General features: G+C 71.4%; 21 protein-coding genes. 7 read left to right on the top strand and 14 right to left on the bottom strand.

What is annotated here, in order from left to right:
* Window positions 1-51 precede the first annotated feature (51 nt).
* From AB0B94_RS20440 to AB0B94_RS20385, 12 genes are all read right to left on the bottom strand, one after another.
* Window positions 52-1515, bottom strand: coding sequence for an amidase (locus tag AB0B94_RS20440; RefSeq protein WP_357282092.1), 1464 nt, complete (start codon window positions 1513-1515; stop codon window positions 52-54).
* 174 nt (window positions 1516-1689) lie between these two features.
* Entirely contained in the window at window positions 1690-2691 is a 1002-nt protein-coding gene (locus tag AB0B94_RS20435; protein WP_357282089.1) for an amidohydrolase family protein, read from the bottom strand.
* Window positions 2691-3215 carry a 3-hydroxyanthranilate 3,4-dioxygenase gene (locus AB0B94_RS20430; protein ID WP_030488252.1) on the bottom strand — a complete coding sequence of 175 codons (525 nt, stop codon included), beginning with the start codon at window positions 3213-3215 and terminating at the stop codon, window positions 2691-2693. The genes AB0B94_RS20435 and AB0B94_RS20430 overlap by 1 nt, the downstream gene beginning before the upstream one ends.
* The gene (locus AB0B94_RS20425) at window positions 3212-3634 is read right to left on the bottom strand and encodes a RidA family protein (RefSeq protein ID WP_238669047.1); all 423 of its coding nucleotides are present in this window, start codon (window positions 3632-3634) and stop codon (window positions 3212-3214) included. Before AB0B94_RS20425 ends, AB0B94_RS20430 begins: the two co-directional genes overlap by 4 nt.
* The gene (locus AB0B94_RS20420) at window positions 3631-4404 is read right to left on the bottom strand and encodes a fumarylacetoacetate hydrolase family protein (protein WP_357282083.1); all 774 of its coding nucleotides are present in this window, start codon (window positions 4402-4404) and stop codon (window positions 3631-3633) included. Before AB0B94_RS20420 ends, AB0B94_RS20425 begins: the two co-directional genes overlap by 4 nt.
* Window positions 4401-5465, bottom strand: a complete 1065-nt coding sequence (dmpG, locus tag AB0B94_RS20415; protein ID WP_357282079.1) for a 4-hydroxy-2-oxovalerate aldolase — start codon at window positions 5463-5465, stop codon at window positions 4401-4403. The genes AB0B94_RS20420 and dmpG overlap by 4 nt, the downstream gene beginning before the upstream one ends.
* The gene (locus AB0B94_RS20410; protein ID WP_357282076.1) at window positions 5462-6397 is read right to left on the bottom strand and encodes an acetaldehyde dehydrogenase (acetylating); all 936 of its coding nucleotides are present in this window, start codon (window positions 6395-6397) and stop codon (window positions 5462-5464) included. The genes dmpG and AB0B94_RS20410 overlap by 4 nt, the downstream gene beginning before the upstream one ends.
* Window positions 6394-7191: a fumarylacetoacetate hydrolase family protein gene (locus AB0B94_RS20405; protein WP_357282074.1), complete on the bottom strand. Its 798-nt coding sequence runs from the start codon at window positions 7189-7191 to the stop codon at window positions 6394-6396. The genes AB0B94_RS20410 and AB0B94_RS20405 overlap by 4 nt, the downstream gene beginning before the upstream one ends.
* Window positions 7192-7211: 20 nt before the next feature.
* Entirely contained in the window at window positions 7212-8693 is a 1482-nt protein-coding gene (locus tag AB0B94_RS20400; protein ID WP_357282184.1) for a 2-hydroxymuconic semialdehyde dehydrogenase, read from the bottom strand.
* 23 nt (window positions 8694-8716) lie between these two features.
* Window positions 8717-10054: an NAD(P)/FAD-dependent oxidoreductase gene (locus AB0B94_RS20395; protein ID WP_357282070.1), complete on the bottom strand. Its 1338-nt coding sequence runs from the start codon at window positions 10052-10054 to the stop codon at window positions 8717-8719.
* Entirely contained in the window at window positions 10051-11328 is a 1278-nt protein-coding gene (gene kynU, locus AB0B94_RS20390; protein WP_357282067.1) for a kynureninase, read from the bottom strand. The genes AB0B94_RS20395 and kynU overlap by 4 nt, the downstream gene beginning before the upstream one ends.
* 14 nt (window positions 11329-11342) lie before the next feature.
* On the bottom strand, window positions 11343-12245 hold the full coding sequence (locus tag AB0B94_RS20385) for a tryptophan 2,3-dioxygenase family protein (protein ID WP_357282182.1): 903 nt from the start codon (window positions 12243-12245) through the stop codon (window positions 11343-11345).
* A gap of 148 nt (window positions 12246-12393) precedes the next feature.
* Between AB0B94_RS20385 and AB0B94_RS20380 the strand changes: the two genes are divergently transcribed.
* From AB0B94_RS20380 to AB0B94_RS20370, 3 genes are all read left to right on the top strand, one after another.
* The gene (locus AB0B94_RS20380) at window positions 12394-12858 is read left to right on the top strand and encodes an Lrp/AsnC family transcriptional regulator (RefSeq protein ID WP_357282064.1); all 465 of its coding nucleotides are present in this window, start codon (window positions 12394-12396) and stop codon (window positions 12856-12858) included.
* A gap of 221 nt (window positions 12859-13079) precedes the next feature.
* Window positions 13080-13604, top strand: coding sequence for a hypothetical protein (locus tag AB0B94_RS20375; RefSeq protein ID WP_357282061.1), 525 nt, complete (start codon window positions 13080-13082; stop codon window positions 13602-13604).
* 12 nt (window positions 13605-13616) lie between these two features.
* A complete protein-coding gene (locus AB0B94_RS20370; RefSeq protein ID WP_357282058.1) occupies window positions 13617-14456 on the top strand; it encodes a class F sortase in 840 nt (279 codons plus the stop codon).
* Here the strand turns inward: AB0B94_RS20370 and AB0B94_RS20365 are convergent.
* Window positions 14399-15172: a MerR family transcriptional regulator gene (locus tag AB0B94_RS20365; protein WP_357282056.1), complete on the bottom strand. Its 774-nt coding sequence runs from the start codon at window positions 15170-15172 to the stop codon at window positions 14399-14401. The genes AB0B94_RS20370 and AB0B94_RS20365 overlap by 58 nt on opposite strands.
* A gap of 54 nt (window positions 15173-15226) precedes the next feature.
* On the opposite strand from AB0B94_RS20365, the gene AB0B94_RS20360 reads away from it, so the two are divergent.
* Window positions 15227-16822 (top strand): DUF6194 family protein, encoded by a 1596-nt coding sequence (locus AB0B94_RS20360; RefSeq protein WP_357282055.1) that lies wholly within the window; start codon window positions 15227-15229, stop codon window positions 16820-16822.
* A gap of 15 nt (window positions 16823-16837) precedes the next feature.
* Here the strand turns inward: AB0B94_RS20360 and AB0B94_RS20355 are convergent, their stop codons facing one another.
* Entirely contained in the window at window positions 16838-17374 is a 537-nt protein-coding gene (locus AB0B94_RS20355; RefSeq protein ID WP_238685452.1) for an HNH endonuclease, read from the bottom strand.
* 369 nt (window positions 17375-17743) lie between these two features.
* Between AB0B94_RS20355 and AB0B94_RS20350 the strand changes: the two genes are divergently transcribed.
* The 3 genes from AB0B94_RS20350 (at window position 17744) to AB0B94_RS20340 (ending at window position 21221) form a co-directional block, all read left to right on the top strand.
* Complete coding sequence (locus tag AB0B94_RS20350; protein ID WP_357282052.1) at window positions 17744-18466, top strand: hypothetical protein; 723 nt, start codon at window positions 17744-17746, stop codon at window positions 18464-18466.
* Between the two features lie 125 nt (window positions 18467-18591).
* Window positions 18592-19602, top strand: coding sequence for a mechanosensitive ion channel family protein (locus AB0B94_RS20345; protein ID WP_238669081.1), 1011 nt, complete (start codon window positions 18592-18594; stop codon window positions 19600-19602).
* 233 nt (window positions 19603-19835) lie between these two features.
* Window positions 19836-21221, top strand: coding sequence for an MFS transporter (locus AB0B94_RS20340; RefSeq protein WP_357282048.1), 1386 nt, complete (start codon window positions 19836-19838; stop codon window positions 21219-21221).
* Window positions 21222-21277: the final 56 nt, after the last annotated feature.

Below are 21277 nucleotides of genomic sequence, written 5' to 3'. Positions count from 1 at the left end.
CGCCCCCAGGCGGAAGAAGGACGACCTTGAACAACCGGGTCGGATGGACGATCACGCTGCCGACCGCCCGACTCCGTCACCATTCACGTTAGCGGAGTCGACGGCCCGCCAGATTGCGGGGTGCCGATCCCATCCGTCACTGGAGTTCTCCAGTTGCGCAGCGGTAGCGATAAGCCGCGCGTCGTCGCCGTACCGACCGGTGAGCAGCACCCCGACGGGCAGGCCGTCGGTGGTGGTACCCAGTGGCAGGGAGACGGAGGGATCGCCGGTGACGTTGAAGATGGCGCAGTAGGGCGAGAACCGGCGTTGCCTGTCGAAGTCGGCCGCCGGGTCCGCGTCGGCGGTGAACCAGCCGACGGGTGCCTGCGGGGTGGCCAGGGTGGGACAGAGGAGCAGGTCGCAGCCGGCGGTGCGGCGGGCACCGAGGCGCACCTGTGCCTGCAACTCCCCGAGGGTGGCGGACAGGGTGCCAGCGGAGAGTTCGGCGCCCCGGGCCCGGAGCAGCCGGGTCAACGGCAGCAGCTCCGCCTCCCGCTGGGGTGGCACCGGGGAGAGCGCCAGCACGTACCAGAGGATCTCGAACAGCGGCCACGCCGCCGGCCCGAGCGGCGGCGGCACCTCGACCACCTCGTGGCCGGCCGCCGTGAGCAGCGCGGCGGCCCGGTCCACCACGGCCACGCAGTCGGGATGCACCGGTTCGTCGGCGAGCATCGGCGTGGTGAACCGGCCGATCCGCAGCGGGCCGGGCTCGGCCCGGCGCGCGACGGCCAGGTAGCCGCCGGACGGCGCGGGCGGCGGCAGGTAGGGCTCACCGGGGACCGGAACGGCGATGACGTCCAGCAGTGCCGCGACGTCGGTGACCGTCCGCCCGAGCGGGCCGCTGGTGGGCAGGCCGAACGCGCCGGAGCCGATCGGCCCGCCGGAGACGAGGCCCCGACTGGGCTTGTAGCCGACCAGGCCGCACAGTGACGCCGGGATGCGCAGCGACCCACCGCCGTCGGACCCCTGGGCGACCGGGACCAGCCCGGCCGCGACCGCCGCCGCCGCGCCGCCGCTGGACCCGCCCGCTGTGTACGCCAACTGCCACGGGTTGCGGGCCGGCGGCGCGACCCGGCCCTCCGAGTAGAGCGAACAGCCCAGCTCGGAGGTGGTCGTCTTGCCCAGGCTGACCAGACCGGCGGCCTTGATGAAGCGGACCACGTCGGCGTCGACCGGCGGGACGAAGTCGAAGAAGGCGGCCGAACCGAAGGTGGTGCGAATCCCGGCGGTGAGCGTCAGGTCCTTGATCGCGGTTGGCACGCCGTGCAGCGGGCCGCGCTCCTCTTTCGGCACCGCGTCGGCGGCGCGCGCGGCCTGCCGGGCGAGGTCGGGTGTGACGGTGACGAACGCGCCCACCGTGTCGCCAAGCGCCGCCACCCGGCGCAGGGAATGCTCGACCAGGTCGACGCTGGACAGCTCGCCGCGGGTCATCGCGGCGGCCTGCTCCAGCGCGGTCAGGTCGTGCGGCTCGGCCATGCCGTCATCCTGCCGGCAGTCGGCCCTTCGCGCAGCCGACACGCGCTGGCGATCGGAAACGGGCCAACCGGACACCCGCTGCCCGCTTGCCGGGTCGAGCCGCAGATCTTGGACAGTCTCCGTTCACTGCTGACGGAAACTGTCCAAGATCTCCTCGCGCCGACGAGGCCGTGCTCAGCCGTGCAGGAAACGGAGGGCGTTGGCGGACAGCAGCTTGTCGCGTTGGCCCTCGCTGAGGAAGTCGGCCGCGTGGACCACGGCGCCGGCCGGCCGTTCACCCAGCGGGTACGGGTAGTCGCTGCCGACCAGCACCCGATCCTCCCCCAGGGTGTCGACCAACAGCCGCAGGGCGGGCGGCGCGAAGACCACCGAGTCGACGCTGAACCGGTCGAGGTAGCTGCTGGGCGGGCCGGCGGACGCGCCCCGGACCAGGTCGCCACGGCGGTGCCAGGCGTTGTCGGCGCGGCCGAGCCAGAACGGGAAACTGCCACCGCCGTGCGCGAAACAGATCCGCAGCGTCTCGGGCACCCGGTCGAAGACACCACCGAGAATCATCGCCAGCACCGACAGGTGCGTCTCGGCGGGCATCCCGGTGAGCCAACGGGCCATCCAACGGTCCAGTCGTGGCCCGCCCGGCATGTCCCACGGATGGACGAAGACGGGTGCGCCCACCTCGGCGCAGTGCTGAAGGAAGGTGACCACGCCGGCGTCGTCCAGGTCCCGGTCGCCGACGTGGTTGCCGATCTCCACGCCCACGTGCCCGGCGGCGAGGCTGCGGTCCAGCTCGGCACACGCGGCGTCCGGGTCCTGGAGCGGCACCTGGCAGAACGGCACCAGCCGGTCACCCCCGGCCGCGGTGACCTCCAGGGTCAGGTCGTTGAAGATCCGGGCGACCTTCACCGCCTGGTCGGCCGGGCGGTCGTAGCTGAAGAAGACCGGGGTGGGCGAGACCACCTGCACTGCCACGCCGTCGGCGTCCATGTCGGCCAGTCGGCGCGACGCGTCCCAGCACTCGGCGCCGACCGGGCGGAACTCCGTCTCCCCCACCATGATCATGGCGGCGCGCTCGGAGTCGACCCGCAACCACGGCCAGCCGGACCCACCGCACGCCGCGCCGAGGTCCGGCCAACCGTTCGGTACGACGTGCGTGTGCACGTCGACCACGCCTGCGGGCATCAGCCCTTGCCCGGGTGCAGGGTGCCGCAGTTGGCGCAGGTGCGTGCCGCCTCGTCGGCGTAGAACGCCTGGAACACCGGGGGCAGGTCGGCGGCGATGTCGCGGACCTGCAACTCGACCTCGTGCACCTTGCTGCCGCACTCCGGGCAGTACCACTGGAACGTCTCCAGGGTGCCCTCCTCGCGGACCCGCTCGACGACCACACCGATCGAGCCGGCCTCCGGCCGCTGCGGCGAGTGCGGGGTGTTGCGCGGCAGCATCCACATCTGCCCCTCGCGCACGTGCACGGTGCGCGGCCCCTCCGGGGTGACCAGGTTGATGTGCATGTTGCCCTTGACCTGGTAGAAGAACTCCTCGTACGGGTCCACGTGGAAGTCGGTGCGCTGGTTGGGCCCGCCCACCACCATCACGATGAAGTCGTCCCCGCCGGGGAACATCTCCTTGTTGCCCACCGGGGGCTTCAACAGGTGCTGGTTGTCGGCGATCCAGCCCGGAAAGCTGAACGGCTCGGCGATCTCACTCACGACTGACCTCCCGAGGGAAGAAGGGCCACGGCCTGGATTTCGATCAGCAGGTGCGGGTGCGGCAGCTGGTGTACCGCCACCGTCGTACGGGTCGGTCCGGAGGCGTCGAAGAACTCGGCCCACACCTCGTTGTAACCACCGAAGTCGTTCATGTTGACCAGATACGCCGTCACCTGCACCAGGTCGGTGAGGTCCGCGCCGACCGAACGCAGCAGGTCCCGCACGTTCTCGATGACGGCCCGTGTCTGCACACGGATGTCGAGGTTGGTGGTGCCGAACCCGTCCACCTCGACACCGGCGAAGGTGTTGTCCGCGCGCCGCGACGACGTACCGGAGACGAAGACGAACCCACCGGCGACCTTGACGTGCGGAAAGGCCCCCCGCGGGACGGCCTTGCCGGCCACCACCCGGGCGGTCATGACGACGCCCGCAGCGAGGCGGTTCCGAGCTTCTCGACCACGGCGCGGACGTGCGCGCCGGGGCGCAGCGGAACAGCGGCGGTGGCGGCACCGGCCAGGAAGACCCAGCCGGACTCCAGCCGCACCCCGTGCCGGCCCGCCAGCCGGATGCCCTCGTCGAGCGCCCGGCGCGGATCACCGAGGATCGCCGCCGTCGAGCCGACCTGCGCCACCCGCCCGTCGACCTCCAGCAGCACGCCCAGGTTGTCCAGCCCCGCCGGCACCGGCGACCACGGCCCGATCACGAAGGCGGCGGCCGAGGTGTTGTCAGCGACCACGTCCGGCAACGAGAACCGGAAGTCCGCGTACCGGGAGTCGATCAACTCGATGGCCGGGGCGACAGCGCGGACCGCAGTGGCGAAGTCGCCGACCGGCTCGCCCGGCTCGGGCAGCCGGTCCAGCAGGAACGCCACCTCCGGCTCGACCCGGGGATGGATGTACGCGGCCGGGTCCACGGTACCGCCGTCGGGCACCCGCATCGCGTTGGTGAGCCGCCCCCAGATCACCTCGTCCACGCCGACCTGGGCCATCTTCGCCCTGCTGGTCAGCCCCATCTTCAGCCCGACCAACCGTTCACCGGCGTTGAGCCGGCGTTGCAGCAGCGCGGCCTGCACGGCGTACGCGGTGTCCACGTCGAGGCCGGTCTCGGCGGCGAGTTGCGGGATCGCGGTGGCCGTGTCGGCCGCCGCGCCCAATTTCCCGGCGATCCCAACGATGTCCACGCCGATCATGACTGCTGCTCCTTGTCGGCCAGGTCGAGTGCCACGTCCACGATCATGTCCTCCTGACCGCCGACCATCCGGCGACGGCCCAGCTCGACCAGGATCGACCGGACGTCCACGCCGTACTTCGCCGACGCCCGCTCGGCGTGCCGCAGGAAGCTGGAGTAGACCCCGGCGTACCCGAGGGAGAGCGTCTCCCGGTCCACCTGGACCGGCCGGTCCTGCAACGGGCGGACGATGTCGTCGGCGGCGTCCATCAGCGCGAACACGTCGCAGCCGTGCTTCCAGCCGTGCAGCTCGGCCACCGCGACGAAGACCTCCAGCGGCGCGTTGCCGGCGCCCGCGCCCATGCCGGCAAGGGAGGCGTCGACGCGGACCGTCCGGCCGTGCACCGCGTCGGGGCCGACCGGCGCGGACCCGGTGACCCGGCCGTGCTCGACGGCGAGCACGCTGTTGGCCACCCCGAGCGACAGGTTGTGGTGCGCGTGGATGCCGATCTGCGTCTCCGGGGCGAGGACCTGCCGGTACGCGTCGACCCGCTGCGCCACGTCGGACATCAGCAGCCGACCGCCGGAGTCGGTGACGTAGACGCAGTGCGCCCCGTACGACTCCATGAGCTTGGCCTGCCCGGCCAGCCCGGCCGCATCGGACATGTGCGACATCATCAGGAACCCGGCCACGTCCATGCCGTTCTCCCGGGCCCAGGAGATGTGCTGGGCGGAGATGTCCGCCTCCGTGCAGTGGGTGGCGATCCGGACGCTTGTCACCCCGAGCGCCTTCGCGGCCTTCAGGTCGGCGATCGTGCCGATGCCCGGAAGCAGCAGGGTGGTGAGCTTCGCCGTGGTCAGCACCTCGGCCGCCGCGGAGATCCACTCCGCGTCGCTGGCCGCGCCGTGGCCGTAGTTGACGCTGGAGCCGGCGAGACCGTCACCGTGTGCCACCTCGATGGCGGCCACCCCGGCGGCGTCCAGCGCGGCGGCGATGGTGCGTACCTGGTCGACTGTGTACTGGTGGGCGATGGCGTGCATGCCGTCGCGCAGCGTCACGTCCTGGATGTACAGGTCGGTCATGGCGCGGCCACCTCCGAAGAACGCAGGGCGACCAGCCGCTCCGCGGTGCGCAGCGCGGCGGAGGTCATGATGTCCAGGTTCCCGGCGTACGCGGGCAGGTAGTGCCCGGCGCCGGAGACCTCCAGGAAGACCGACACCTGAAGAGCGCCGAGCCGCCGCCCGAGCGTCGGCAGGTACGCCTCGACCCGGTCGAACTGCACGTCCTGCTTGAGCCGGTAACCGGGCACGTACTCCTGCACCGCCGCCACCATCTCGGCGACCGAGGCGGCGATGGCGTCGGTGTCGGCGTCGGCGTCCGGGCAGAGGCAGTAGACGGTGTCGCGCATCAGCAGCGGCGGGTCCGCCGGGTTCAGCACGATGATCGCCTTGCCCCGTTCGGCCCCGCCCACCACCTCGATGGCGCGGGCCGTGGTCTCGGTGAACTCGTCGATGTTGGCCCGGGTGCCCGGCCCGGCGGACTTCGACGCGATCGAGGCGACGATCTCCCCGTACGCCACCGGGGTCACCCGGCGAACTGCGGCGACGATCGGCACCGTCGCCTGCCCGCCACAGGTCACCATGTTGACGTTGGGCTGGTGCAGGTGCTCGTCGAGGTTGACCGGCGGCACCACGTACGGGCCGAGCGCGGCAGGGGTCAGGTCGACCACAGTGCGGCCGAGGGCGCGCAGCACCTCGTCGTGGCGTCGGTGCGCGCCGGCCGAGGTGGCGTCGAACACCAGCTCGACGTCGGCGAACTCGGGCATCGCGACGAGCCCGTCCACTCCTTCGGCGGTGGTGGCGACGCCGAGCCGGCGAGCGCGCGCCAGGCCGTCGGAGGCCGGGTCGATGCCGGCCATCGCCACCATGCGCAGGCTGTCACTGAGTCGCAACACCTTGATCATCAGGTCGGTGCCGATGTTGCCGGAACCGAGCACCGCCACGTTGGTGGTCACTGACCGCCCCTGTCGCTGAAGGATGTCCGTACCGAACCAAGACCGGAGATCCGGGCCTCGTACGCGGCACCCGGGGTGACCGGGACCATCGGACCGAGCGCCCCGGAGAGCACCACGTCCCCGGCGCGCAGCGGGTCACCGGCGCGGGCGAGGGTGCCGGCCAACCACTGCAGGGCGTGCAGCGGGTTGCCCAGGCAGGCGGCGCCCGCGCCCACCGAGACCGGCTCGCCGGCGTGCTCCAGCACCATTCCGCACAGTCGCAGGTCCACGTCGGCGAGCCGACGCGGCGTGGTGCCGAGCACGAAGAGCCCGCTGGAGGCGTTGTCGGCGACGGTGTCCACTATGGAGATGTCCCAGGCGGCGATCCGGGAGTCGACGATCTCGATCGCCGGCAGCACGTGGTCGACCGCGCGGATCAGGTCGACTGTGGTGAGCTGCGGGTTCGGGAGATCCTTGTCGAGCACGAAGGCGATCTCCGCCTCCACGCGGGGCTGGAGCAGCCGGTCGATGGGCACCTCGACCCCGTCACCCACCGCCATCGCGTCGGTCAGCATGCCGAAGTCCGGTTGGAACACCCCGAAGGTCTCCTGCACGGCCCGGGAGGTCAACCCGATCTTCGCGCCGACCCGGCGTTCGCCGCGACCCTGCCAGGCCCGCGCCTGGAGTTGCTGCACCCGGTACGCGGCCTCGACGTCGCCCGCCGGCAACAGCCGGCCCCGAAGCGGAGCGCACGGCTTGCCGGTGCTGCGAGCGTCGGCCAACTCCCGGTTGGCGGCCTCGATGTCAGCTTCCATGCCCGCTCCCTCGCTACGGCTCACGACAGGTCCACGCAGACGTTAGTGAGTTCGGAGTAGAAGTTCAGCGAGTGCACGCCGCCCTCGCGACCGATCCCGGACGCCTTCACCCCGCCGAACGGGGTCCGCAGGTCACGCAGGAACCACGTGTTGACCCAGACGATGCCGGCGTCGAGCCGAGCGCCGGCCCGGTGCGCGACGCCCACGTCCCGGGTCCACACGGTCGCCGCCAGGCCGTACTCGGTGCCGTTGGCGAGGGCGTACGCCTCGTCCTCGGTGTCGAAGGGCGCGATGTGCACCACCGGGCCGAAGATCTCCTCCTGATTGGTGCGGGCGTCCGGGCCGAGCCCGGTGAGGACCGTCGGCTGCACGTACGACCCGCCGTCGCGGGTGTCGCCGAAGGTGGGCGTGCCGCCGCCGGTGAGCACCTCGGCGCCCTCCGAGCGGGCCAGCTCGTACGCGCCGAGCACCTTCGCCCGGTGCTGGTGGGAGATCAGCGGCATGGTGGCGGTGGCCTCGTCGGTCGGCCAGCCGTACGCCAGCTCGCCGGCCCGCTCCGCCAGCCGGGTGGTGAACTCCTCGAAGACCGGGCGCTGCACGTAGATGCGCTCGGTGCAGAGGCACACCTGCCCGCCGTTGGTGAAGCTGGACCGCACCGAGCCGGCCACCGCGGCGTCCAGGTCGGCGTCGGCGAAGACCAGGCCGGCGTTCTTGCCGCCGAGTTCGAAGCTCACCGCCTTCACCCCGTCGGCGGCGGCCCGCATGATCGCGCCGCCGGTGGCCGACTCGCCGGTGAAGGTGATCGCGTCGACGCCCGGGTGACGGGTGAGGAACTCACCAGCCGAGTCCGGCCCGAAGCCGTGCACCAGGTTGAACACCCCGGCCGGCACGCCAGCGGCGGCCATCACCTCGGCGAGCACCGTCGCCGAGGCGGGAGTCTCCTCGCTGGGCTTGACCACGACGGCGTTGCCGCAGGCCAGCGCCGGAGCCACCTTCCAGGTGAGCAGCAGCAGCGGCAGGTTCCACGGCACGATGACCGCGACCACGCCGACCGGCTTGCGCAGCGCGTAGTTGAGTGCCCGGCCGCCGGTCGCTGTGACAGTCGTGAACGACTCGGTGGGGGCGGTCGCCACGATCTCCGCGAACGCCCGGAAGTTCGCCGCGCCGCGCGGGATGTCCAGGGTGCGGGCCTGGGCGATGGACTTGCCGGTGTCGGCGACCTCGGCGGTGACCAGGTCGTCGAAGCGGCGCTCCAGCTCGTCGGCGACGCGGCGCAGCACCTCGGCGCGCTCGCGCTCCCCCATCCGGCCCCACGGCCCCCGCAGCGCCGCCCGGGCGGCGGCCACCGCGTCATCCACAGTGGACTGGGACGCCTCGTTCACCTCGAAGACCTGCTCCCCGGTGACCGGGCTGGCCTTGGCGAACGTACTTGCGCCGTCGACGAACTCGCCGGCGACGAAGTTACGCAACCGCTGCGGGCCACTCGGCGCGTGGCCGGCCATCAGCCGCGGATCCCAGTTGCCGGTCATGCCCGCCCCCCTCGGCTCAGTGCCGCACCGACCGCGCCGACCAGCAGCAGCGCCGCCCCGCCGACGACCGCCCCGAGCACCCGGTGCTGTCGGCGCACCCGGCGGCGCACCTCCGCGTACGGGGTGGTGGAGAACGACACCAGCTCGTACTGGGAAACGTACCGGCCGGGCAGGGCCCGTTCCAGTGCGTGCTCCACCCGCCGCCGGGTCTGGAAGACCGGGGAGGCGACCTTGTCCCGCATCTCCACGAAGTTGGTCAGCGCCATCGTCGCGATGGCCTCGGCGTTCTCCTGTCGGCGCCGCTGGAACAGCGGCAGCGCCGCCAACCAGTCGTCGGCGCACTCGTCCAGGCAGCGGTCCAGCTCCACCACGTCCTCGAAGGCGCAGTTGGCGCCCTGGCCGTAGAACGGCACTATCGCGTGCGCCGCGTCGCCGAGCAGGCCGACCTTCCCGTTGACCTGCCACGGGGTGCAGCGCACAGTGCCGAGCACGCCCACCGGGTTGTGCTGGTAGTCGTCGACAAGGTTCGGAGCCAGCGGGACCACGTCCGGGTAGTGCTCGGTGAAGTGCCGTTCGATCTCCGCCGGGCTGGTCAGCGAGGCGAAGCTGCCGGCGCCGTCGTTGGGCCAGAACAGCGTGCAGGTGAAGGAGCGGTCCGGGTTCGGCAGCGCGATCATCATCGAGGTGCCGCGCGGCCAGATGTGCAGCGCGTCCGGGTCCAGGGCGAAGTCCCCGCCCAGCGGCGGAATCGTCAGCTCCTTGTAGCCGTAGTCGAGGAAGTCCACGCTCTCGTCCAGCAGCCCGTACGCCAGCAGTTGCCCGCGCACCGCGGAGCCGGCGCCGTCGGCGCCCAGCACTACCGACGCCTTCGCCGCGACCGGGCCCTGTGGGGTCTCGAAGCTCAGGGCGCCGTCGGTCGGGTCGAGCCCGACCAGCCGGTGGTCGAAGACGACCCGCACGCCCGGCAGCGCTGCGGCCTCGTCCAGCAGGGCGTTGTTCAGCGCACCCCGGCTGATCGAGTTGATCGCCCGGTCGCCGGCCGCGCTGTACGACTGGAACTGCTGCTCGCCCTCGACCGGGTGGATCATCCGGCCGCGCATCGGCAGCGCGTCGGTCATCACCTGCTCGGCCAGCCCGATGCGGCGCAACGCGTCCAGGCCGCGCTCGGAGAGCGCCAGGTTGATCGACCGACCGCGTTCGGCGGTGCCGACGCGCGGGTCGGAGCGGCGCTCGTAGAGGGCCACCGGGTAGCCACGCCGGGCCAGGAAGCAGGCCGCCAGACAGCCGGCCAGCCCGGCACCGATGATCGCAATCTCGTCACGTCGCGCGGTCATGAGGTCGCCCCCACCGTGGCGGCGAGCGCGGCGGCGGCCCGCCAACAGTCGAGGTACGTGGAGTAGAGCGGCACCGGAGCGAACCGCACGACGTCGGGTTCGCGGGCGTCGGCGATGACCCCGTGTTCGTACCGTAGGCGTTTGGTCAGCTCGGCGGCGCTGCCCGAGCCGATGCGCACGGAGAGCTGGCAGCCTCGGCGGACCGGGTCGCGCGGGGTGACCACCCGCAGCGGCCGGCCGACTGTCACCTCGTCGAGCAGTGACTCCAGCCAGCCGGTGAGGCGCTGACTGCGCACGCGCAGCGCGGTCATCCCCACCGCGTCGAACAGCTCCAGTGAGGTACGCACCGGGCCCATCGCGAAGATCGGCGGGTTGGAGATCTGCCAGGCCTCCACAGTGGCCGGTGGCCGGGACACCGGCGTCATCTCGAACCGGGTGGCCGCCGCGGTGCTCCACCACCCCTCGAACCGGGGCAGGTTCGCGTCGCCGAGGTGCCGCTCGTGCACGAAGACGCCCGCCAGCGCACCCGGGCCGGAGTTCAGGTACTTGTAGGAGCACCACGCGGCGAAATCGACGTCCCAGTCGTGCAGGGCCAGCGGCACGTTGCCCACCGCGTGGGCCAGGTCCCAACCGACCACCGCGCCGGCGGCCCGGCCGGCAGCCGTGATCGCCGGGATGTCCAGCAGTTCACCGGTGAGATAGTTGACCCCGCCGAGCAGCAGCAACGCCACCCGGTCCCCCTCGGCGGCCAGGTAGTCGGTCACGTCCTCGGTACGCAGGGCGTCCTCACCCGCGCGCGGACGCAACCGGACCACCGCGTCGTCCGGGTCCAGGCCGTGAAACCGGGCCTGGCTGCGCACGGCGTAACTGTCCGAGGGGAACGCGGCGTCCTCGATGACGATGCGGGTGCGCGCGCCGGCCGGTCGGTAGAAACTCACCATCAGCAGGTGCAGGTTGACGGTGAGCGAGTTCATCACCACGGCCTCCGCGGGCCGGGCGCCGACCAGTCGTGCGGCCGGCCCGGTCAACAACTCGTGGTACGGCAGCCAGGGGCGCTCCGCCTCCAGGTGACCCTCCACGCCGAGCCGCCCCCACGCGTCCAGGTCGGCCAGGAGTTCGTCGCGGGTGGCCCGAGGTTGCAGGCCGAGCGAGTTGCCGGCCAGGTACGCCGACTCACTGTGCTCGCCGCCGTCGGCCGGCGGCACGTGGAACAGGTGCCGGTGACCGGGGTCGGCCTCGTCACGGCGGTGCGCCTCTTGTTCTGGGGTTTGCATGTCTCGCTCTCCGGTCACATCGCGGTGCGGGCCGACCACAGCTCCGGGAAGACCACCCGGGCCATGCTGCGCTGCAACCACGCCAGGCCGGCGGAGCCTCCGCTGCCGACCTTGGCGCCCATCGTCCGCTGCACCGCCTTGACGTGGTTCCAGCGCCAGTCGCCGAACTCCTCGGCGACAGCGCTCAGCGCCTCGCCGAGCAGCCGCAGGTGATTGTCCGGGCTGGCGTCGTCGTAAATTCGTACCCAGGCCGCCTCGACCAACGGGTGCGGGTCGTGTTCGACGGCAACGTCCCGGTCGAGCAGGTCGGCGGGCAGGTCGAAGCCGCGCCGGGCGAGCAACGCGAGCACGTCGTCCCAGAGGCTCGGGGAGGACAGCGCGGCGCTCAACTCGGCATGCACCTCGGCCTGCCGGCGGAACGGACGGATCAACGTCGGGTCGCGCAGCCCGAGCAGGAACTCCAACTGCCGGTACATCGCCGACTGGAAGCCGGAGGCTTCACCGAGCAGATTGCGGAACCGGTTGAAGTCGGCCGGGCTCATCCAGCGCAGGCCCTGCCAGGCGGCGTTGAGCCCCTCCAGGTGCAGCTTGGCTCGGCCCAGCGGGGCCAACGCCTCCCAGATCTGATCGGCGCGGATCAACCGCTGGGTCTCGCGCAACTCGTGGCAGGTCAGCCCGAAGTACAGCTCCATGATCTGGCTGACCATCAGGAAGGACATCTCGCCCGGGTCGCTGCTGAGCGGGTGCTGCATCTTGTGCAGGGCGCTGGCCTGCACGTACGCGTCGTACGGCACCATGTCGGCGAACTCCAGGGTCGGCTCACCGCCGGTGCGCTCCGCCTGCGCGACGCGCTGTCCGGGGGTCACCGGCTGCACCGTGGCACGGCGGTTCGGCGCCCGCCGCTCCGTCTGATCCACCATCTCGTCTCCCTCCCCCGGACTAGCCGACGTCATGATCTCGCGGCCGGATCGGCCTGCGGAATGCCGAATCAACGGCTCTCGCCGCCTTCTCCTGGCAAACCAAAGGCAACTAGGCGAAGTCGGTTCACGAAAGTAAGGTCTGAGCGTGGACGACATGGACTGGGCGCTGCTGCGCGAGTTGCAGGCCGACGCGCGGCTCTCCTTCAGCGAGTTGTCCCGCCGGGTGCACCTGTCGCCACCGTCCGTCGCGGAGCGGGTCCGCCGGCTGGAGGAGGCCGGAATCATCACCGGCTACCACGCCCACGTCGACCTGGGCCGCGCCGGCCGTACCGTTGTCGCGCTGATCCGGATGTCCTGCTACGGCGCGCGGTGCATCCTGCACGACCCGGCGGTGGCCGACTGGCCGGAGATCCTGGAGATCCACCGGATCACCGGGGACGCATGCAGCGTGCTGAAGGTGGCGGCCGGCTCGATCGGCGCGTTCGAGGGAGTCATCGACCGCCTCGCCCCGTACGGCCAACCGTCGAGCACGATGGTCCTCTCCTCCCCGCTGAACTGGCACCCCGTCACCCCCCTCCCCACCACCGGGCCCGCCCCCCGCCCCCGCTAACCCCGCCCCGCCCCCCGCCCCCGCCCCGCCCCGCCCCGCCCCCGCGATCTTGCAGTTTCTGTTGGCGAAATGTCGGCTGAGAGACGTTTCGTCAGCGCAGAAAGTCCAAGATCGCGAGGGTGGGTGGGTGGGGTGGGGCGGGTTTGCCTCCGGGCCAGCGGGAAAGCAGCGCGCGTGCCCAGGGGAGGGTTCCGGCGGTCGTCGCCGGTTGGGGGGAAATCATGCAGGCAATCCGCACGATCAACCGCGCGCTCTCGTCCGCACTGACACTGGTGGGGCTGGTCGGGGCGTTCGTCCTGTTGTCGGTCGCGCCGGCGCGAGCCGGCGAGAACGTCTTCGTCGAGGTGACACCGAACAGCGCCCAGGCCGGCAGTCGGGTCAACATCAAGGCGAGCTGCGACAACGACAACAACAACCGGCAGTCCAACGTGCACTCCGACGCGTTCGGGCACGTGATGCTCAAACCAGACAAGGGCTTTCTGACCGGGCAGGTAACCATTCCGAGGGACAAGGCGGCCGGTGACTACCCGGTCGACCTGAGCTGCGAGAACGGCCAGACGGCGTCGACCACGTTGACAGTGTTGAACATGGCCTCACCCAGCAAGGGCCCGGCGACCGGTGGCGGTGGGATGGCCGGCGGGCGTGGCACCGGCTCGCTGCTGGTGCTCGGTGGCGTGGCGTTGGTGGCCACCGCGATAGTGCTCGGGATGGCCGGCGGTCGACGTCGATCGGGGGCCGGCTCCTGAGCCGGATCACCAATGACCCGCAGATCCGCGCGTGCGCGGCCGGAGCGCCGCGCCCGCCTCCGGGCCGGGCCGGCGCTACGCGCGTCCGGCCGGCTGGTGGCCCGCGTCTCCGGGCGGCTGCGCCGGGTCGCCGGGCAGGCCGTGTCGGCCAGCGTCACCACCACCGATCCGGCCGCCGGCCCGCTGCCACCGCGGCGTCCGGCCGGGCCGTCGTCGGTCCGACACCGCTTCGGTACGAGCCCCGGTTTTCCGGTGCTGGCCATCGCCGCGCTGATGGTGCTGATCGTGGCGATGCTCGGCGTCGAGCAGGTGACCGGGATGAGCCTGCTGCCGGACCGGCTCAGCGCCGGCCTGCGACCGCCTCCGAAGAAGTTCCCGGTACTGCCGGCCAGCCATCCCACCAGCCTCACCATCGAGAAGATCGACGTGCGGGCGCCCGTACACGACGTGGGCATCGCCCCGGACGGCACGATCGCCGTGCCGGACGCGGCCCGCGCCCAGGAGGCCGGCTGGTACGACCAGGGGCCCACCCCGGGCCAGTACGGCCCGGCCGTGATCGTCGGGCACGTCGACACCACCAGCGGGCCGGCGGTCTTCCACAAACTCCGCGAGCTGCGCTCCGGTGACGAGATCGAGGTCACCCGCACCGATCAGCGCGTGGCGGTCTTCGAGGTCAACTCGGTGGAGAAGTTCGACAAGGACGGGCTGCCGGTGGACGAGGTGTACGGCGACTTCAGTCGCCCGAGCCTCCGACTGATCACCTGCGGCGGCCAGTGGGTAGGCGGCGAGACCGGCTACGCGGACAACGTGGTGGTCTTCGCCTCGCTGGTCAAGGCGCGTTCAGGCGGTTGACCGGCCTCGACGTACTCGGTGAGCCGGGCGGCCCCGGTGAGCATGGCCAGGCCTCGCTCGGTGAGCCGTTGCCGCCACTGGCGCAGCGACGCGGCGAGCGGTTCGGCACCGCCAGCGTCGCGCACTCGACGCAGCACGCCAGCGATGTGGTCGAGCCGGTACCCGCCGCGGCGCAACAGGTGCGCCAGTTCGGCGTCCCGGACGTCGTCGGGACGGTAGAGCCGGTAGTGGGTCAGCGGATCACGTACCGGTCGCAGCACCCCCGCCCGCTCCCATTTGCGCAGCGTGGCCGGCTGTAGGCCGAGCCGGTGAGCCAGCACGCTGATCGGCACGGCTTTCTGGCTCTGCGGCTGCGGTCTCGTTCCGGTGAGCGTCGCCACCGCCGTCTCGACCGCGTCCAGGGTCTCCCGATCGCGCTGGAGCAGGGCATGGCCCTGGTCGATGATGCGCAACGCCGTGTCGATCTCACCCCGGTTGACGGCCCTCATGATCTCGCCACTGGCCGCATAGCCGTGGCCCGTGATCAACGCGAGGTAGGCACGCAGCGCGTTGGCGTGCGGCTCGGTGAAGCGACGGTAGCCGTTCGGGGTGCGCTGGGCCGGAGGCAGGACGCCGTCTCGTTCGTAGTTGCGTACTGCCTGCGCGGAGAGACCGTGGGCGCGCGCGAGGTCGACCGGTCTGCGTACCCCCGTGTTTGAAGGTTTTGTGGCTGTCACCGCGCTCCAAGGCTCGTGAGTCTCAATCGCTGGTTCAACGATACGGTTCATGGAATGCCACAATTTCTCGACCTGCTGGCGGTATCCCCGGACCTGCTCGCACTCGGCGAACCGACGCACGGTGAGTCCGCCTTCCTCCAGCTCCGCAACGAGGCCTTTCTGTCACTGGCCGAGCACGGTTACCGCTCGATCGCCGTGGAGAGCGACCGGACGGCCGGGCTGATCGCCGACGACTTCGTGCAGGGCGTCGCCGCCGTGACGCTCGACCGGGCGCTCGCCGAAGGGTTCAGCCACGGATTCGGGGCGGCCCCGGCCAACCGCGACCTCCTACTGCGGATGCGGGAGTGGAACGCCGGACGGCCGGTCGCCGAGCGCCTGACGTTCCACGGCTTCGACGCCCCGGTGGAGTTGGAGAGCGCCCCGAGCCCGCGCCGTCACCTCTCCCAGGTCTGCCAGTTCCTCGACCTGGACCGGGCTGCCGAGATCGACGACCTGATCGGGGACGAGGCGCGGTGGAGCGACCCGGCCGCGATCTGGGAACCGGGGCGATCGGTCGGGCGCTCCACCGACGCCCAGCGACTGCGGGTGCTCGCCGACGACCTGCTGACCGAGCTGTACCTGCGGGCACCGTGGAGGTCAGCGGGCTGGCCGGCGGCGTTCGTGCACGCCACGGCCGCTGTCGCGTTGCTGCGTTACCACGCCGCAGCCGCCGCACCACTGGCCCAGGAGGAACGTTTCGCCCGCCTGGCCGCGGTCCGGGACGCGCTGATGGCCGAGAACCTGCTCGCGATCCGATCGGCCGAGGCACATCGCGGACCCACGCTGGTCTTCGCGCACAACACGCACCTGCAGCGGCACCTGAGCACGATGACGCTCGCCGACACCCAGGTGTCCTGGGCCGGCGCCGGCGCGATCGTCGCATCGTTGCTGGGCGACCGGTACGCGGTGATCGCCGGCAGCCTCGGCGCGAGCCCGGCACTCGGCATCGGACCGCCCGCCGCCTCGACCTACGAGGGCCGACTCCAGCAGGAGACCGACCTTCCCCGGTACCTGCCGACGTCCGACATCGCAGCGGCCGAGCAGCGGACGCACGACTACCGTTACTTCCCGCTGGACCAGGCCACCATCGAACACGCCGACGCGATCCTGCACATCCCGACCGGTGTCGACCCGGCAGTGCTCGCCGATCGGATCGCCGCACTGCCCGGCGTCGAGCAGGTAGTGGCGAGCGAGGAGAACGGATCACCCGAGCCGGCCTGGGGCGACCGGTTCTTCTCCGTCGGCCCGGACCGCCGCCAGCCGTTCGCCACCATCGTCGAGCACGACGTGCCCGGCTTCGACGAGGCCGCACAGCTTGACCGCCCCGGCGTCTTCCGTCTCAACCTGGACCTGGGCCGGGCCGAGTTCGAGCGGCTGTTCGGCTTCCCGCCCAAGGCATTCGATGAGCACCGGCACGAGTTCGACTTCGCCCGACTGGACACCCTCGTACCGCACCCGGGCTACGCACAGTACGGCTTCGCCAGCATCGTCATGCCCGGTCCGCACCTGCTGCCCGAGATCGACCGGCTACTCGCTATCGCGTACCGCCGAGCGGTCGACCGCCACGAACGCGCGGCGCGCCGGGCGATCCGCCCGCAATCCGGAACCTGACGAAGCCCCGCCGGGTCAGGCGGCTGCCTCGGGCTCCCGCAGGTCCAGCCAGTCGGCCCAGCGGGGGTCGGGGGCGCGGTGGCCCAGCACCCGCCAGGCGGTGCCCTTCGGGGCGGTCGGCAGGGCGTGTAACCGCCACCCCATCTCGGCCGGGGTCTTGTCGCCCTTGGTGTGGTTGCACCTGGCACACGCGGCGACCACGTTCTCCCAGGCGTGCCGGCCACCCCGGCTGCGCGGAAAGACGTGGTCGATGGTCTCGGCCGGGCCTCGGCAGTAGGCGCACCGCCACCCGTCCCGCGCGAAGATCGCCCGGCGGGACAGCCCGACGTGAGTTCGGTACGGCACCCGGACAAAGCGCGTCAGCCGGACCACCGATGGCACCGGGAGCGCGTCCCGGGCGCTGTGCAGGATGCCGTCACCGTCGGCGACGCAGACCGCCTTGGCGGAGAGGACGAGGATCGCGGCGCGACGCACCGACACGACACACAGCGGCTCGTAGGTGGCGTTGAGGACCAACGCGCCGGAGCCCACAGTGGGTCGTATGTCAGGCATCGCGCTCACCCTCCCGGTTCAGCGGCTGCTGGGGACCGCCGCCGACCGGGGCCGGGCACAAGGGCCCACACGGTCGACGCCGGGCCGATCACCGACGTCCGTTGCGCCAATAGTCCCTGATCGGACCCCGGATTGCACGTACTAATCTCTCTTCTGGTAAGCGGATCACCCACGCCGGGACGGGCAACTGCTCCAGCCTGGGCGGACACTGACGTGTGGCACCCCGCCGCCGGTCCCACCGGTGCCGGGCCCGCGCCGGCCGCCTGATCGCCACCGGTCTCACCAGCCACCTCGGTACGACGCTCCAGCGCTCAGCCTCGACCGATCGGCCGACAGGTCCAGCAGCCATCCACCCCTATGGTCAGCGGCATGATCGACAAGCTTGCCGACGCGATCGTGCGCCACCGGCACGTCGTCCTGGCACTTGGGCTTCTCCTGGTCGGCGTAAACGCCGTAGCCTCGGGGCCTACGTCCGTCGTGGGGCAGCGCCTGTTGATCCTCATCTCCCTGGCGGCGCTGATCCTGGCGATCGTCATCATGGGGGTCCGTCCGGCCTACTTCGTGGTGTGGACGCAGATCCCGGCCTTCGCCACACCCGGGCCCGCCTGGACGGTGCTCTTCGCCCTGGGTTACCTCGGGCCCGCGTCCACCCGCGTCGACGCGATGCTGCGCTCGTCCAGACAGGGCACCCTGTCGACGTTCGACGTGGTTCTCGATGTTCTCTGGATCGTCCTGGCCGCGCTGCTGGTGACGTGGGCGTGGCGGGGTCACGGGGTGCGGCTGCATCCGTCCGGGGTACGGCAGACCTGGCCGCTGGGCTCGCTCACCGTGCCGTGGGAGGCCCTCCTGGCCCCGCAGATCCCCCCGGCTGCTGACCGCCGCCAGTGGCTCCCGATGAGGATCACAGAACCCCGGCTGGTTCGGCGACGCGGCATTCCGCGGAGCCGGGGGGCGTTGCGGACGGACATCGTCGACGCGGGGTTCCTCGCCGCGGTCATCGGGCACTACGTCGCCCACCCCGAACACCGGGCGGCGATCGGTAGTCAGGCCGAGTACGAAAGGCTGCGCGCCGCGTTGCCCCGGAGAGGGTGAGCAACAGGCAGCGGACGTCCTGCCCTCGACGGTAGGTCTCACCCGGCCGGTGGGTCGGCGACGGGCGCTCGGGCCCCTTGCGGTACGAAGACAGGGTGAGTGCCCCCAGCGTGACGCCCCTAGCCCTGTCCGACGCCGTCTCGGTGAGCTGCCAGGGCAGCACCTCCTGCGAGTGGATCTACCGGATCACCGGGTCGGCCTGGTTCGCCGAGGGAAGCTACTGGATCCTGCTCAAACCGCTTCGGGTGCTGCTGATCCTGGCACTGGCGATGGTGGCCCGCTGGGCGCTGCACCGGACGATCGACCGGTTGGTTCGAACGACCACCGACGGTGCGGTGCCGACGATGCTGCGGCCGCTGCGCGAGCGGGTACCCACCGCCGCCGTCGACCCTGCCGAGTTCGTGCCCGAACGACGGAGGCAGCGGGCCGAGGCGATCGGGTCGGTGCTGCGCAGCCTGACCACCGCGTTCGTCTTCGGCATCGCGCTGCTGATGATCCTGCGGGAGTTCAGCTTCGACCTGGCTCCGCTGCTGGCCAGCGCGGGGATCGCCGGCGTCGCGCTGGGCTTCGGTGCGCAGAGCCTGGTGAAGGACCTGATCGCCGGCCTGTTCATGCTGATCGAGGACCAGTACGGCGTGGGTGACAACGTCGACCTGGGCGAGGCGATGGGCGTGGTCGAGTCGGTCGGCCTGCGGGTCACCACTGTGCGCGACGGCCGCGGCGTGCTCTGGTACATCCGCAACGGCGAGATCATCCGGGTGGGTAACAAGAGCCAGGGTTGGGCCCTCGTGGTGGTGGACCTGCCCATCGGTTTCAACAGCACCGAGGAGGCCACCGCGGTGCTACGGACAGCTGCCGCCTCGGTCGCGATGGACCCGGAGCTGTCACCGGAGATCGTGGAGGCGCCCGAGGTGCTGGGTGTCGAGCAGGTGACGGTGGACGGCGCGGTCATCCGCACGGTGGTGAAGACGACAGCTGACGGGCAGTTCGCGGTGGGCCGGGAACTGCGTCGGCGTCTCGCCGAGGCGCTGGAGAATTCGGGGATCACCGCGCAGATCGCCGCGGCCCGCATCTATCCCGGTCTGTCGACCCGGCCGTTGTCCGAGGGCGAGACCGGTCAGGGCGGCGCCACCTGACACCGTCGACACTGTCCGGCAATTCAGGGGTCGCGGGCCGGCCGGCCCCTCGGGTATCGTCCGTTCGTTCAGTCGGGGAGGCGACGAACGGCCCGTTCGACCTAGCTAGTTGTCAGACGATCGGGCAGAATCCGGAGCACGCGTTCCCACCAAAGCGTGATCACATCCTCGCTGATCCGTAGATCTGACGAGCGCTTCCGGCCGGGCTGCCACGAGCGGCTGAGCCGGGGCCGATGGAGGCGACGGTGCCTGACGAGCGACCTTCTGCGGAAGGCCCCGCCACATTCCGCGAAGTCTTCGCCCAGCACGAGTTTCGTGCTGTGTTCGTGGCTGGCGCTCTCTCCTGGATCGGCGACTATGTCGCGAAGGCCGCCGTCACCCTGCTCGTCTATCAGCAGACCCGGTCCGTCGCGCTGTCCGCGGCTGCCTTCGCGGTCAGCTTCCTGCCCTGGCTGCTCGGCGGTCCCGTGCTCGCCGCGCTCGCGGAGCGGTACCCGTTCCGACGGGTGATGGTGGCGTGCGACCTCATCCGGATGGCGCTGATGCTGCTCATCGCCATTCCGGGCCTGCCGTACCAGGCGGTGCTGGTGCTCATCTTCGCCTCCACACTCGCCAACCCGCCAAGCCAGGCGGCGAAGTCCGCGCTGATCCCGCAGTTGCTCACCGGGGACCGACTGGTGCTGGGGTTGTCGCTGAACAGCAGCGTCGGGCAGGCCGCCCAGGTCGTGGGGTACGTCTTCGGCGCCGCTGTCGCCGCCGTCGACCCGGAGGCGGCGCTGCTGTTCAACGCGGTCACGTTCGGTCTCTCGGCTCTGCTGGTTCGCCTCGGTGTGCGCCACCGCCCGCCGGTGATGCACCCGGAGCACCGCAGCCACCTGCTGCGCGAGACTCGGCAGGGGTTCGGCATCGTGTTCCGCACCCCGGTGCTACGGGCCATCGCGGTGCTGGTTTTCAGTTCGATGCTCTTCTCGATCGTTCCCGAGGGCCTGGCCGCGGCCTGGGCCAACGAGGAGGGCCGTGGCGCGGTGAGCGCGGGCACCGCCCAAGCGGCGATCATGGTGGCCAACCCGATCGGCTTCATCCTCGGTGGGTTGCTGGTGAGTCGGCTGTTCGGGCCGGCTCGCCGACTGAAGCTGATGCGGCCGCTCGCGGTGCTCGCCCCGTTGGTGCTCGTGCCGGTGCTACTCGACCCCCCGCCGTTGGTGGTCGCGCTGCTCGCCGCGCTCTGCGGGTTCGCGGTCGCCGGCATGATGCCGATGGCCAACGGATTGTTCGTCCAGGCGCTGCCCAACGGCTTCCGCGCTCGCGCCTTCGGGGTGATGGCCACTGGCATACAGGTCATCCAGGGCCTCTCGGTGCTGGTCACCGGGCTGCTCGCCGAACGGTTCCCCATTCCGATCGTGGTGGGGGTCTGGAGCGCAGCCGGGGTGGTGCTGATGGCGGTGGCCACGCTGCGTTGGCCGGATCGGCAGACGGTGGACGACGCGATCACCGCCGCCGCGTTGGCCAACGCCGATCCGCCGCCCTCCGGGCTCGGCGACCCGGCCGGCGACCGCCCGGCGGCGGGCGCGTCCGACCCGCATGCCGGTGACGGCCACCGCCGGCACGCTGTCACCTGAGCGTCGAACCGACCGCCAGCCGTGCAGGGCGGGTGCCCGATATTCGGGGTCGACGC

It is taken from the genome of Micromonospora sp. NPDC048986 (assembly GCF_040649335.1).
GTDB classification, from domain to species: Bacteria; Actinomycetota; Actinomycetes; order Mycobacteriales; family Micromonosporaceae; genus Micromonospora; species Micromonospora alfalfae.
The sequence above is the reverse complement of the archived record's forward strand: the minus strand, read 5'-3'. Positions and strand labels throughout refer to the sequence as shown.